This is a genomic window from Cellulosilyticum ruminicola JCM 14822, from assembly GCF_001311925.1.
Lineage (GTDB): Bacteria > Bacillota > Clostridia > Lachnospirales > Cellulosilyticaceae > Cellulosilyticum > Cellulosilyticum ruminicola.
In genome coordinates this window covers 1-14,755 of sequence record NZ_BBCG01000071.1, presented here as the reverse complement: position 1 = coordinate 14,755, position 14,755 = coordinate 1, and the positions used below count along the sequence as shown (strand labels likewise).

General features: G+C 33.2%; 11 protein-coding genes, 1 pseudogene and 1 other annotated feature. Of the genes and pseudogenes, 8 read left to right on the top strand and 4 right to left on the bottom strand.

The window, feature by feature from the left end:
* Positions 1 to 366, top strand: a pseudogene (locus tag JCM14822_RS16020) (transposase); the annotation flags it as partial.
* 914 nt (positions 367 to 1,280) lie between these two features.
* On the opposite strand, the gene JCM14822_RS16010 reads toward JCM14822_RS16020, so the two are convergent.
* Complete coding sequence (locus tag JCM14822_RS16010) at positions 1,281 to 1,712, bottom strand: hypothetical protein (protein ID WP_157047832.1); 432 nt, start codon at positions 1,710 to 1,712, stop codon at positions 1,281 to 1,283.
* 313 nt (positions 1,713 to 2,025) lie between these two features.
* Between JCM14822_RS16010 and JCM14822_RS16005 the strand changes: the two genes are divergently transcribed.
* From JCM14822_RS16005 to JCM14822_RS25210, 5 genes are all read left to right on the top strand, one after another.
* The gene (locus JCM14822_RS16005; RefSeq protein ID WP_054743344.1) at positions 2,026 to 2,796 is read left to right on the top strand and encodes a hypothetical protein; all 771 of its coding nucleotides are present in this window, start codon (positions 2,026 to 2,028) and stop codon (positions 2,794 to 2,796) included.
* A complete protein-coding gene (locus JCM14822_RS16000; RefSeq protein ID WP_083461512.1) occupies positions 2,717 to 3,406 on the top strand; it encodes an InlB B-repeat-containing protein in 690 nt (229 codons plus the stop codon). Before JCM14822_RS16005 ends, JCM14822_RS16000 begins: the two co-directional genes overlap by 80 nt.
* Positions 3,407 to 3,493: 87 nt before the next feature.
* A complete protein-coding gene (locus tag JCM14822_RS15995) occupies positions 3,494 to 5,827 on the top strand; it encodes a calcium-binding protein (protein WP_054743341.1) in 2,334 nt (777 codons plus the stop codon).
* Between the two features lie 69 nt (positions 5,828 to 5,896).
* Positions 5,897 to 6,114 (top strand) — a binding site (T-box leader).
* An 87-nt stretch (positions 6,115 to 6,201) separates the two neighbouring features.
* On the top strand, positions 6,202 to 7,320 hold the full coding sequence (locus tag JCM14822_RS25215; RefSeq protein ID WP_330377627.1) for a class I tRNA ligase family protein: 1,119 nt from the start codon (positions 6,202 to 6,204) through the stop codon (positions 7,318 to 7,320).
* Positions 7,256 to 8,620 (top strand): class I tRNA ligase family protein, encoded by a 1,365-nt coding sequence (locus JCM14822_RS25210; protein WP_330377626.1) that lies wholly within the window; start codon positions 7,256 to 7,258, stop codon positions 8,618 to 8,620. The genes JCM14822_RS25215 and JCM14822_RS25210 overlap by 65 nt, the downstream gene beginning before the upstream one ends.
* Before the next feature lie 86 nt (positions 8,621 to 8,706).
* Here the strand turns inward: JCM14822_RS25210 and JCM14822_RS15985 are convergent, their stop codons facing one another.
* Together JCM14822_RS15985 and JCM14822_RS15975 are read right to left on the bottom strand one after the other, a co-directional pair.
* Positions 8,707 to 9,480 carry a sensor histidine kinase gene (locus tag JCM14822_RS15985; RefSeq protein WP_054743339.1) on the bottom strand — a complete coding sequence of 258 codons (774 nt, stop codon included), beginning with the start codon at positions 9,478 to 9,480 and terminating at the stop codon, positions 8,707 to 8,709.
* A 480-nt stretch (positions 9,481 to 9,960) separates the two neighbouring features.
* Positions 9,961 to 10,788, bottom strand: a complete 828-nt coding sequence (locus tag JCM14822_RS15975; RefSeq protein WP_054743335.1) for a LytR/AlgR family response regulator transcription factor — start codon at positions 10,786 to 10,788, stop codon at positions 9,961 to 9,963.
* Between the two features lie 196 nt (positions 10,789 to 10,984).
* Between JCM14822_RS15975 and JCM14822_RS15970 the strand changes: the two genes are divergently transcribed.
* Both JCM14822_RS15970 and JCM14822_RS15965 read left to right on the top strand, forming a co-directional pair.
* The gene (locus tag JCM14822_RS15970) at positions 10,985 to 11,887 is read left to right on the top strand and encodes a calcium-binding protein (RefSeq protein ID WP_054743334.1); all 903 of its coding nucleotides are present in this window, start codon (positions 10,985 to 10,987) and stop codon (positions 11,885 to 11,887) included.
* Positions 11,888 to 11,907: 20 nt separating this feature from the next.
* Positions 11,908 to 13,950, top strand: a complete 2,043-nt coding sequence (locus tag JCM14822_RS15965; protein WP_054743332.1) for a calcium-binding protein — start codon at positions 11,908 to 11,910, stop codon at positions 13,948 to 13,950.
* Between the two features lie 215 nt (positions 13,951 to 14,165).
* Here the strand turns inward: JCM14822_RS15965 and JCM14822_RS15960 are convergent, their stop codons facing one another.
* On the bottom strand, positions 14,166 to 14,654 hold the full coding sequence (locus JCM14822_RS15960) for an HAD family hydrolase (RefSeq protein ID WP_306307369.1): 489 nt from the start codon (positions 14,652 to 14,654) through the stop codon (positions 14,166 to 14,168).
* Between the last annotated feature and the right edge of the window lie 101 nt (positions 14,655 to 14,755).

Below are 14,755 nucleotides of genomic sequence, written 5' to 3'. Positions count from 1 at the left end.
CGATTTGGCAGAGCTCATTTTAACAAACGATTTAGAGATATTTCATCTTATGGTTACTGTGCATCTAAAAAAGAGACTTATTATGGTTTAAAGCTTCATGCTGCAGTTACTTTAGATGGTTATCTTGCAGAAATTGAAATTACAGCTGCCAACATAGATGATCGTGCTATTCTATGGGAAGTATTATCAGATGTCTATCAACCTATTGTTTTAGGTGACAAAGGATATATAGGTGATCATATTGCCCAAGAACTAAAAAATGATTTAAAAGCAAGGATTCAAAGTAAAATTTTAGGGTAGAACATCGTATATTTCATGAACAAATGCCTTGGTAATAAAGAAACTGGACAGATTAAGCGTTTAATAGTTGGAAAAATAGATTTTAGTATAATTATTTTAGGGATTATACAGTTTGATGTATTACCATATTTATCCTATTTATAAGTTAAGATAATCTAGCACATGTCGTTATAATAAGAGATGCCCATTCTTAAAGTGAACGTCTTTTGTTTTTGTGTATCATTTGAATCTAACTCCATTATTAATTTTGGAGTGCCTCTCATACTGGCTGGTAGGATCATGTAGTAAAAGAATCCAATTTACCTCATAAGGAAACCAGTGGTGGCAAAAGCTTCAAGTTGCATTTATTATTTCATAGAAATTTTCCTAGTAGAAACGGTAGGTTATTCATCGCTTACGATAAAAAGTGTTAGCAAGCAAGGAAATGATTATAATTAAAGCGCAGTAGGCTGAAATCCTAATGCGCTTTTTTATAATGTCTATAATTTGTATTCTTCAACAGTTATTTTAAGTTATTCAGATAATGGGGTAAGGGTCTTGGACATATGATAAATGTCTTCAGAAATTTGATTTTGTTTTTCAGCAGTCATTTATTTCATAAACTTTTCAATCTTTTATGCCTATAGCAAATTCGTTTAAGCTAGATGTGATAGCTTGATATTCAGCATTGGAATGTTTAAGCTTAAGGTGAATTTGTACAATGGCATCAGACATGGAGTGGGTATTTTTAGTGGTGATAAGTGCATAGCCTAGGTTTTGGTCTGGAAAATCAAAGTCGGCAATAATGTTTATGACATGGCTAAGGGCTTTAATAGATTTGCCAACAAGTCTTCGAATACTAAAATAAATAAAGAGAAGCTCTGGGACAATTAAAATAAGCAAGATAGCGTAGATTTTAAGATTAAGTGCTTGCTGCGTAGCTAAGGACAGCGTTAGTAGAAAAGTCTGTACATAAACAGCCGACAAACTGATTATTAGAATCAAATAAAAGTAGTTCGATAGTCAGTTTCAGCAAACTCTTCTTTAAGGCCTAAGTAACAATAATCAGCAGAATCTATAGGGTCAGCATCTACGAGATAATAAGTTTCTTGACTTTGGTCAAAGTATTTGATATAGAGATAAGTTACAGAAACCTTTTGTTTAGACCGGTGAAGATAGTCGTCAAGTGAGAGATATGTATCATTGGTCATATTATTAAGGGAAAGAATAGTAGGAATATTATCTGCATTAAGATTGGTAGAAATCGCAGAGAGCATTTCATAGCCTCGGTTTTTAAATGTATCCGTTGCTATTTGAACGGTTAAATGAGTCAATAATAAAGCGATTATAATATTAATAATAATGATAGCTACACCACTTGTGGCAATGATTTTCATGCTGATTGAGTGAATATTATTTTTGTAAGATATCATAAGTCCTTCTAATCCTAAAGTAAAAAAACAAAAAGAGGCATATTGTGGGAACAATATGCCTCTTTGTAATTACTATATATACACAATGTCGTATAGCATGAAAATAATTGAAAGTAAATGGCGAATATTTGGATAAATTAATTCTAAAATAGAAAGGTTTTAAACATCAAAAAAATATATATGAGTTACCCCCGAACTACCCCCTAACAAGAGTTTTTTAATGGTAAAATAAATAAGAGATGTTAATAGTTTACAGATGTGTAATTAGATGTGAAATTATTGAAAGTAAATAAGTAGAAATGGGGGAATTAGAATGAAGAGTAAAATAAGAAAGATAGGAACCGGTAGACGAAGAGGAGCAGGGATTATGGTTATGGCCATGATGTTAACATCTATGATAGTACCTCAAATGACAGTACCTACAAAGGCAGAAGTATTATATGACAATAGTTATCTTACACATGAGATTGACTCAACAAATGACTTAGCGCAGAGTGTAAAAACTTGTAATCATGTTACATGGGATGAAGAAGAAAACTGTGCGGTGTTTGATGGGCAAGCATCTTACATAGAAATTCAAAATCCATTAATTGGTGCAGATGCCAATACGGGATTTATAATCAAGATGGAGGCATATATTGACTCTCAAAATAATGCAGCAGGAACCTATACAACAAGAGATGGGAGATATAAAAGGAAAAATGGTTATCAAAGATTATTTGATCTAAGTGATGGTACTGATAAAAACTGGATTATTATTAATGCAGGTAGTGCAGATCATGTTATGTTTGGGGTAAATAATAATAATAATAAGATACATGTAACACAGAAAAATAATTATTATGATGGATGGCATACATATGAACTTGTTGTGTCTCCAGGAGGATATACAACACTTTATGTTGATGATAATCCTGTTTCATATTGTGTTGCAAATAATAATTATATTGATGTATTAAATAAGATTAGCACATTAAATACTTGTTATTTAGGAACAAGTATTTATGAATTTACAACGAATTGTACAGATGGATTTTTTCTTTGGAAAAATGAGAAACGTTTCATTCACTACTGGAACAGATAAGGGAGCATATGATGGAAAGGATTATTATTATACAGTAACATATAATACAAATGGTGGAGATATCATACCAACACAGACAACACAAACATTACCAAATGAGTTCCCAATACCTGTAAGAGAGGGAATTAAATTTGAAGGTTGGTATACAGACCCAGAATTAACAATGCCAGCAGTTGAAGGTAGTGACTTAGAGAAAAATATAACATTATATGCAAAATGGGAGGGGAATGAATATGTTATTACAAGCAAGGATTTAAGTGAAATTGCCATTGATTCTGGTGTGACAACAACGATTGATCATATTCAAGTGACACCTAGTAGTGGCTGCGATATAGTCAATATGGACAGTGGTGCTGTATTTTTTGGAGATGAATATAATTTATCATTAGAACCAGGTAAGATTATTACAGATATTACAATTCTTATGGATGACTCAGGTAATGCTAATGAAGTTGTTGATTGCAGCGGTGATGGTTGGAGCACAAGTAATGATGATGGTGTTGCCAAATGGACTGGTAATGCTAAAAGTGTAAATTTTGGTGCTTATGGTAGTTATATTAGAGAGATTAGAGTGAGATATAAGTATGTAGCTAGTGAGATGTTAAAATAACAAAATATAATGATGATGTAATTGAGAGAGTTAGTAATACTTATTTAAAAAAGCGATAGACAAGAAAATAGGTAAGGGGGATAGCACATGGAAAAAATGATTAAAGATAAAGCTATTATAGAGGGGACAGCTGCAAAAGATGTAATGGTACTAACAGATAGAAGTGAAACAGTATATGCCTATGGAAAAACAGGCGATGATATAATATATGGTACTACAGGTGTAGATTATCTATATGGTGGTACAGAAAATGATGAACTTTATGGTGGGATAGGAAATGATACACTTTATGGTGGGGCAGGCGATGATATCTTAGATGGTGGCGCAGATAATGATATACTATATGGTGGTGCAGGAAATGATAGTCTTAATGGAGAAACAGGCGATGATATCTTAGATGGTGGTGCAGATAATGATATACTATATGGTGGTAGTGGCATAGATACATATATCTTTAAAAAGGGATATGGCAACGAGATTATTAGAGGCTATGATAAGTATAATTCAGAATTAAATCAGGAACAATTACTCATGAAAGATATAAGGTTTGATGAAGTCGAATTAGAAAACTTAGGAGATGATTTAATAGTTCGTGTGAAAGAAACCAATGATACTGTAACATTAGAAAATTATCTTAAAGGCGGAGAGTATGCATTAGGTAAAATTGTATTTGCAGATGGTAAAACATATGGTTATGAAGAAGTAATTCAAGATAAGTGGATTGTAGAAGGGGATAATGGAGATAATATCATTTCATTAGGTCATCTAAAAGGCAAAGCATATGTTTATGGCAAGGGTGGAGATGATATTTTACAAGGAAGCCAAGGTGATGATTATATTAGTGGAGGTCCTGGAAATGATTATCTATATGGAAATGAAGGCAATGATCAGATTTACGGAGATGCTGGTAATGATATATTAGATGGTGGATTAGGAAATGATTATCTTGAAGGACGTAGTGGTAATGATATATATATCTATACAAAAGGACATGGAAATGATCATATAATCAACTATTCTTCAGAAAGTACAGATCTAGATGAACTCCTTTTAGAAGATGTAGCATTTGAAGACGTAGAATTAGAAGTTAAAGGAAGTCATTTATTCATTCATATCAAAGATACCAATGAGACAGTAACAATAGAGAAGTATTTTGATGATACAAAGTGTGAATTAGAAAGAATAACATTTGCAGATGGTACAGTATTAACTTATAACGATGTAATAGAACAACCATCAATTAAGCCATTTATTGCAGAAGGTACAGTAGAGGAAAATACTATTGTATTAGAGCATACAAGTGGCATAGTATATAGTCATGGAAAAGAGGGAGACGATAGAATACTAGGAAGTATAGTAGATGATTATATTTATGGTGGTGCTGGTAATGATAAACTCTATGGATATGAAGGAGATGATACGCTCTACGGCGAAATAGGAAATGATAAACTTTATGGTGGAATAGGAAATGACAAACTTTATGGTGGAACGGGAAATGATGAACTTTATGGCGGAGATGGAGATGATACATTTTATGGTGAGTCTGGAGATGACTATTTAGATGGCGGAAATGGAAATGACACCTATTTCTATGCAAAGGGATATGGAAATGATCATATTTATAACGGTTCATCAAGTAGTCAAGATCAAGATGCATTACTCATGAATGGTATATATTTTGAAAAGACAAAAATAGAACAAGTAGGCAATGATTTAGTGATTCAGTTATTAGACACTATAGGATCCGTAACGGTAGAAAAATATTTTGCTGAAGAAGCGTATGCTTTAGAAAATATTAAGTATTCAGATGGCATAAAAATCGAAAAACTTCCAGATACGCATATGACTGTAGAAGGTAATGCGAAAAATAATATTATAGACATGTCAGCAGTTCAAGCAAGCATTACTGCGTACGGTAACGATGGTAATGATAAAATTTATGGTGGTATAAATGATGATGTGATTTATGGAAATGACGGAGATGATTTACTTATTGGTGAACAAGGAAATGATATATTATGTGGCGGTCAAGGAAATGATACGTATATCTTTAACCTAGGAGATGGCCAAGATATTATCTATGAAGAGGGTGACATAGAAAATAATAAAGATACTGTTGCCTTTGGAGAGACTGCGAATAATCTAGTATTTACGAAATCTGATAATAACTTAGTTGTTAGCAATATAAATACAGAAGATCAGGTGATTATTAGGGATTGGTATTTAGGTGAGTCTCATCAAATAGAAATATTTAAAACAACCAATAATTATACTTTAGATTATAAACAAGTAGATGCGCTTATAGATACTATGGCAGCATTTGAAAGAGAAAAGGGAATGTCTTGGAACTCATTTGGTGAAAATGAAAAAGATGAGGCGAAAGAAATCCTTAATCAATTTTGGGTAGCACCAACTATTTAGAGTTTAAAAGATAATATTTTGGAGTTACTTGACAAAATAACACTTTATTGATACACTGAGAAAAAATGTACAAAAGTGTAGAATAGAAGTAGTAGGTGTCTATATCTTTTTCAGAGAGCTATCATTAGGTGTGAGATAGTAAAGAGTAGCATTGAACTCGTCTAGGAGCTCCAAGGTTGAAATGAAGTAGATCTTGGCGGGTATTTTCCGTTATAGAAATTAAGTGTAGGTGTATGCCTGAATGAGAGTGGTACCGCGGACGGATATAGCATCCTTTCGTCTCTTTATTGTTAATAAGGAGACGAAAGGATTTTTTATTTTAAGATTTTATTCTAAAAGGCTATTGTATATAATAAGAAAAGATGGAGGCAGTTATGGAAAGAATCTATAATCCAAAAGATATTGAACCAAAATGGCAGAAATATTGGGAAGACAATCAAACATTTAAAACAGATGTTTGGGATTTCTCAAAACCTAAATATTATGTATTAGACATGTTCCCATATCCATCAGGGGTAGGTTTACATGCAGGACATCCAGAAGGATACACAGCTACAGATATCATTTCAAGAATGAAAAGAATGCAAGGCTACAATGTATTACACCCAATGGGATATGATTCATTCGGTCTTCCAGCTGAACAATATGCAGTAAGCACAGGAAATCATCCAAATGGTTTCACACAAACAAACATTGGAAATTTCAACAAACAACTTAAAGAACTTGGTTTCGACTATGACTGGTCTAAACAAATTGCTACAAGTGATGCATCATTCTACAAATGGACACAATGGATTTTCAAACAATTATACCTTGATGGTTATGCAAAATACGTGGATATGCCAGTAAACTGGTGTGAAGAATTAGGTACAGTATTATCAAATGACGAAGTTATCGATGGTAAATCTGAAAGAGGTGGCTTCCCTGTTGTTCGTAAAAACATGAAACAATGGGTTATCGATCAAGTTGCATTTGCTGAAAAACTTTTAGAAGGTTTAGATGAAATCGACTGGCCACAATCTACAAAAGATATGCAAAGAAACTGGATTGGTAAATCTGAAGGTGTAGAGGTAGACTTCAAAATCGTTGGTGGTGGAGAGTTCTCAATCTTTACAACATGTATCGAAACAATCTATGGTATCACATTCATGGTACTTGCACCAGATGGAAAATTAGTACAAGAATTAATGCCTAGAATCGAAAATAAAGAAGAAGTACAAGCTTATATCGATGAAACATTAAAGAAAAACGATATGGATCGTACACAACTTAATAAAACAAAATCAGGTTGCCAGTTAAAAGGTATCTATGCAATCAATCCTGTAAATGGTAAAGAAGTACCAGTATTTATCGGAGACTTCGTACTTGCAAGCTATGGTACAGGTGCAGTTATGGCTGTTCCATGTCACGATCAAAGAGACTATGAATATGCTATCAGACAACATCCCAATGATCCAAGTTATCGAAGGAGATGTAAGGGAAAAAGCATTTGAAAAAGGTGAATACCTTGGAAAATGCTGCAAACTTATGAATTCAGAAGAATTCACAGGTCTTACAGTAGAAGAAGCTAAAAAAGCGATTACAAATAAAGTAGTAGAAATGGGTATCGCACGTACACGCGTGAACTACCACTTCAGAGAATGGATTTTCGCTAGACAAAGATACTGGGGAGAACCAGTACCAGTTGTTTATGAAGAAAACGGAAACATTCACGTTCTCGATGATGCTGAATTACCATTAGTGCTTCCTGAACTTGAAGATTATAAAGGTAAAAATGGTAAAGCACCACTTGAAAACGCTGAAGAATGGAAATTCTATGATCACAATGGCGTTAAAGGTAAGAGAGAAACTTCTACAATGCCAGGTAGTGCAGGTTCAAGCTGGTACTACTTAAGATACATTGATCCAGATAATAACGATGAGTTTGCAAATCAAGAACTTTTAAAACACTGGATGCCAGTTGACCTTTACATCGGTGGACCAGAACATGCAGTAGGTCACTTAATGTATGCAAGAATCTGGAACAGATACCTTTATGAAAAAGGTTTATCACCAGTTAAAGAACCATTCAAAAAACTCGTTCACCAAGGTATGATCCTCGGTTCAAATGGTATCAAAATGGGTAAACGTTTCCCTGAATTCGTAGTTAACCCAAGTGATATCGTTGATAAATACGGTGCGGATACACTTCGTTTATATGAAATGTTCATGGGTGCTTTAGAAGCTTCTAAACCATGGAGTGATCAAGGTGTAGAAGGTGCTAGAAGATTCATCAATAGAGTATGGAACTTCTTCGCTGATGAAACTCATATTACAGAAGAAAATGATGGTACACTTACTAAGGTATACCACCAAACAGTTAAAAAAGTTACAAATGACTATGAAACATTAGGTTTCAATACAGCAATCAGTCAACTTATGATCTTCGTTAACACAGCTATGAAAGCTGGCACTTGCCCAAGAGAATACGCTGAAGGATTCATCAAAATGTTATCTTGTGTATGTCCACACATTGGGGAAGAATTATGGCAAATGTACGGTTATAACGAATCTATTGCAACTGCCGAGTGGCCAAAATATGACGAAGCTGCTATGGTAGAAGATACTATTGAAATCGGTGTACAGGTAAATGGTAAATTAAGAGGTACAGTAGAACTTGCTGCAGAAGAAGAAGAAGAATCAGCTAAAGCAAAAGCTAAACAAGTACCATCAGTTGCAGCCTTCATTGAAGGAAAAACAATTGTAAAAGAAATTTACATCAAAGGTAAAATTATGAACATCGTTGTTCGTTAATTACTAGAGATAATAGAGTGAATATATAATTAAAAACTCGAACTTAAGTGTAATTAAGTTCGAGTTTTTTATGATAAAATAAGATTTTATGCGATTGGGATCCGTATTGTTACAGTTGTACCGCTATCTGGAGTCATCACAATTTCAAAAGTGCCTAAAGTGATTTCTTCTATACGTGTTTTTACATTTTGTATACCAACTCCTTTATGTTTACCTAAGTTACTATGTTCTTTTGAAATACCATTGCCATTATCGCTAATTTTAATAACATGACAGCCATTGGGAAAATTAGTAGAGGTAGAATCAAGGTAGAGAAAAATTGTTACAGTACCATCTTTCATACCATGAACCCCATGTCTAATGGCATTTTCAACGATTGGTTGGATAGAAAGAGGCGGTATCATATATCCTTCATCTTGAATATCGAATATAATTTCTAAATCCTCAAAACGTATTTTTTCTAAATAAGTATAGTTACGTGCAAGCTCTAATTCCTTTTCGATAGGAATGAGGTTATTTTCTAAGCTAAACTCTAAAGTAGTATGTAGATATTCAGAAAAGTTAAGGACAGCATTAGCAGCTTTTTGAGAATCGGTTCTACAAAGATAATAGATGACATTAAGCGTGTTGTATATAAAGTGTGGGTGAATTTGTGAAAGCATAAGGGCATTCCTTTTAGCTTCTAGTTCTTCTTCTCTAGCGTTTAGCACCTTATTACTATGATGAACGTATACAATAAGATAATAAATGATAAAAGCTAGGACAATTGTTAAATGTAGTGAGTTATTATATGTAATTGAATCAATGATAGCACCTAATGTAATAGATATATTCAGAAAAAGTAGAGCTAGCTGTTCCATAGTATCTAAGTCATTATGTTTTTTAATATAGATATTATAAGAATAGTCATAAAGAAGATAGCTATTATATGAGAAAGCAAGCCCAAAGGGCCTCTGATAAAGATATTGTCTGAGTTGATTATAAATGTCCACTGAGTCCAAAAGGATGTAGCGAAAATAAACGTATTAAAGGCGAGGAGAATGAAGGCGATAATATAAAGACGTTTACTAAGATTTCCAACTAGATGGAGTTCGGCAAAAAGTATAATGGGACGAATGATGTAACATATAGTACTGGCTATTGAACGAATCCACCAATACTGTGAATGAGGAATATGACCGATGGTATAATCGATATAGTCATTTAGACATAGTAAAGCAATAGATACAACAAAGAAAGCTACGAAACGACGTTCTTGCAAACCTAGCCTTTTATCTCCAAAGGCAATAAAAAGAAGGCAGAGCAAAGAAAAAATGCTAAGATAGTTATCTGCGATAAATTTAAATATGATGTATATCATGTAAAAGTTCAACCTTTCGTTCATGTGACATTTTTTTCAAAGTCAAAAGAGTTACATATGCCCATGAATATTGCGTCATATAGCCAAAATCAAGTACTTTTTTATCTATAGGTGAATTTAAAAAGTTATAATAATCACAAGAAATCATATCTCTATGAATACCTATGTATCCTCTTTTTTGAAAGATTACATCATCTATACCAGCATCACGAAATGTACTTAAAAGATCTTTCTTTAAACTTTTAAGATATTCAGAATGGTTTTGGATATCATCCCATAAGGTGTTAAGAATACTTTTATTAGAGCAACTTGTACCTTTATTATCTATAAGAAATGCCAGAAGCTCAGTTGTTTTATTGTATTTAAAAGCGGGTGTAATACCATCAATATAGACTTTAAATTCTCCAAAACATGTAACCTTGACACGACATGTACTATCAGTATTTTCATGTATTGGAAAACGAAGTATTTCAAATTGATGGAGAAGGGCTTGTAGAGAAATTGGTTTAAGTAAGTAGCCACTACAATCTTTAGAAAAAGCATCAAGGGCATACTGGGAATAAGCTGTAGTTATTATGATATTAATCTGTGGGTGGCATGCTCTTAATTTGTCAGAAAGTTCAAGACCAGAGATATGTGGCATATCAATATCCAGAAGTGCGATATGTAATTCATGATCTATAGCGAAATCTAGAGCTTCATTTGCATTAGTAAAGCCATATACATTATATGTAGGATTAATTTCGTGGCATAAATCTATAAGTAAATTCACAGCTAGGCGTTCGTCATCAACACATAAAATATTCATATTTATTCCTCCTTAATATTAACTTAAATTTATTATATACTAATAAAAGAATATAGTTTTAAAATTTATAAAATATTATTTATTTAATACAAAATACTTTTGTGGTGTGAAATTAGCAATAAATAATATAAATACTGAAAATATACAATATAATTAAGGTATGAAAGTTCATATCATTGTAATTAAGGAGGAAATTATGGGAGAGCTTAAACAATTAAAGGGTACAAATGGTAATGATCAAATAACGGGAAGTAAATTAGATGAGCAAATTTATGGAGGTGGAGGAAATGATACCTTAAAGGGTGGGAGTGGAAATGATGAACTTTATGGGGAAAGTGGAAATGATAAATTAGATGGAGGTGCAGGCGATGATTTGTTAGATGGAGGGACGGGAGATGATACGCTTTATGGCGGAATTGGAGTAGATACATATATTTTTAGAAAAGGATATGGTTATGATATTATTAAGGGCTATGATGTAAGTAACACAGAATTAAATCAGGAAAAGTTACTTTTAGAAGATATTAATTTAGAAGAAGCAAGTTTAGAGATGTCAGGAAATAATTTAGTGATTCGAGTTGAAGAGACAAATGACACGATTACATTAGAAGATTATTTTAGTGGAGTTAGGTCAGCATTAGGTAAAATCGTATTTGCAGATGGTAATATATTAACTTATAGTGAGTTAATTCAAAGAAAATGGGTTATACAAGGAACAAGTGCAGGCGATACGATTAAATTAACACATCAAAATGGCACTGCATATGTTTATGGAAATGGTGGAGATGATAATATCACAGGAAGTAAAGGGGCGGATTACCTTTATGGAGGTGACGGAAATGATACCTTAATAGGAGGTGGTGGAAATGCTGAGCTCTATGGAGGTGCAGGTGAAGATAGTTTAAACGGTGGATATGGAGATGATTTATTAGATGGAGGAAGTGGCAAAGATACCCTCTATGGAGGCGCTGGAATAGATACATATATTTTTGGAAAAGGGTATGGGCAGGATACGATTAAAGGGTATGATGCAAATAATACAGAATTAATAAAAGAACAATTGATTCTAAAAGATATAAATCTGACGAAGTGGATTTAAAACTAGTAGGAAATAACTTGGTGATTCAGGTAATAGGAACAAATGATGCTGTAATATTAGAAAATTATTTTAGTAGAGGAAGGTTATCTTTAGGTAAAATCATATTTGCAGATGGTGAAATATTAAATTATGATCAATTGATTCAAGAGAAATGGATTGTAGAAGGCTCTAATAGTCAGGATACCATTCAATTAATTCATCAAGTAGGTAGGGTATATGTGTATGGAAATGGTGGAAATGATAGGATTACGGGAAGTTCAGTGGCTGATTACATTTATGGAGGAATTGGAGATGATACCTTAAAAGGAGGAGTAGGCAATGATGAACTTTATGGAGAATCAGGCAATGATGAACTTTATGGAGGAGCTGGTAATGATTTATTAAATGGGGGAACAGATAATGATACCATTTATGGAGAAAATGGCGATGATAAGCTTTATGGAGAAGATGGGGATGATTATTTAAATGGCGGAGCTGGAAATGACTGGTTAGATGGCGGCACAGGAAATGATATACTTTATGGCGGAGCTGGAATAGATACATATGTTTTCAAGAAGGGTTATGGACATGATACAATCAAAAGCTATGATGGAACTAATATACAATTAGATAAAGAAAGACTACTTTTGCAAGATATCAATTTTGAAGAAGTGAATTTGGAACTGTCAGGAAATAACTTAATAGTTAATGTAAAGGAAACAAATGATCAGATAACTTTAGAAAACTATTTTAGTGGTGGACAATATGCAATAGGAGAAATAGTATTTGCAGATGATAAAATACTCACTTATAGTGAGGTTATTAAAAATAAATTTATTATACAAGGAACAAATATAAAAGATAAAATTATATTAAGTCATAATAGTGGGCAGGTATATGTTTATGGACAAGGGGAAGATGATATCATAACTGGAGGGAAGGTAGCTGAATGGCTTTATGGAGGAGATGGTAATGACTATATTTATGGGAACGGTGGAGATGATAAACTTTATGGTGGCGCTGGAGATGATTATTTAGATGGTGGGGCAGATAATGATTATTTAGAAGGTGGCATAGGTGATGATATTTATATTTATAAAAAGGGCTATGGCCATGACCGAATTAATAATCTTTCTTCAGGTATGGGGGATATAGATGAACTTCGTATGGAGGATTTAAAGATTGAAGATGTTCAGTTAGAAGTAATGGGTATTAATCTTATAATCCGCATTAAGAGCACAAATGAGACAGTTACCATAGAGAGATATTTTGATAGTAAAAGATGTGAAATAGAACAAATAAGATTTGCAGATGGAATCGTCTTGACTTATGAAGATGTTATAGAAAAAGCAACTATTAAACCAATGGTTAAAGAAGGCACAGAAGAGATCGATAATATTCAGTTAAATCATGAAAGTGGTGTGATATTTACCCATGGAAAAGGTGGAGATGACATTATAAAAGGCAGCATAGTAGATGATTATATTTATGGAGGAGAAGATAATGATGTGTTATATGGTAATAGTGGAAACGATGAGCTTTGGGGTGGGACAGGAAATGACACTCTTTATGGAGAGGACGGAAATGATAAACTTTATGGGGAAGCAGGACATGATACTATTTATGGAGGTCTAGGAGATGACTATCTTTACGGCGGTAGCGGAGATGACTATTTAGATGGTGAGCTAGGAAATGATACATATATCTTTAACATAGGACATGGCCAAGATATTATTTACGAAGACGATGCCACAGAAAATAATCAGGACACAGCTGTATTTGAATATGAGGCTAATCAATTAGTATTTACAAGACAAGATGATAGTTTAGTTGTAAGTGCTATACAGTCAAAAAATCAAGTCATCATTCAAGACTGGTATTTAGGTGAAGCCCATCAAGTAGAAATCTTTAAATCAGCAGATGGTTATACATTAGACTATAAAAAGGTAGATGCCCTTATAGATGCTATGGCAGGATTTGAAATAGAAAAGGGAATGTCTTGGGAAGCAATGAATGATAGTCAAAAAGATGAAGTAAAAGAAGTAGTTAATCAATTTTGGGTACCAACTATCTATAGTTTATAGTATATAAAGAAAGAAGGTATAAGGCGAGTAAGCCTTATACCTTCTTTTGATTTCATGAATTAATACCTTCTTTTAAAATCGTATCGGCTAATTGAGGAAGTTCTTGAATGGTATCAATACTATAGCAGATTTTGGAACCTTTCCAAAGCCATAGCGTGCATGAACAAATGGAATGCCCGCTTCTTGAGTTGAAAGATAATCTCCCATGGTATCGCCTACATAAAGGCCTTTTCTAAATGATTGCGTTCTATAATTAATTTGATATTTTCACCTTTACTAAGGCCGGTTCTACCTGGATTTTCATAGTCCTTGAAGTATTTATCTAGTTTATGATAGGCATAAAAGCTTTCAATATAACCAGCTTGACAGTTGCTTACGATGAAAAGCTCATAACCCTTTTGAATAAGTGATTGAAGGACAGATTCTAATTGAGGATATAAATTACCACCATGTTGCTCCAAGTAAGCTTGTTCTTCATCGCAGCAGATTTTGATGATTTCCATACGCCTTTCTTTTGAAACATTAGGAAAGTAAATATCGGCAATTTCAGGAAGCTGCTTACCCATGGCAGACTGCATAGCTTCAATGGTGATTTTATAATCAATATCATCAACGTGCTCTAATGCTGTATTAAAAGCATCGACTACTTGTTTGGAAGAATCCCATAGTGTGCCATCTAAATCAAAAATAATACCTTTATTCATAGTAAAAATCCTTTCTATAATAATTAGGAGATATCAGAGTAAGTATAATTAAATTAATAATTATTCTGATTTATTAAGTAATTTTAACGTATTATTTTAAT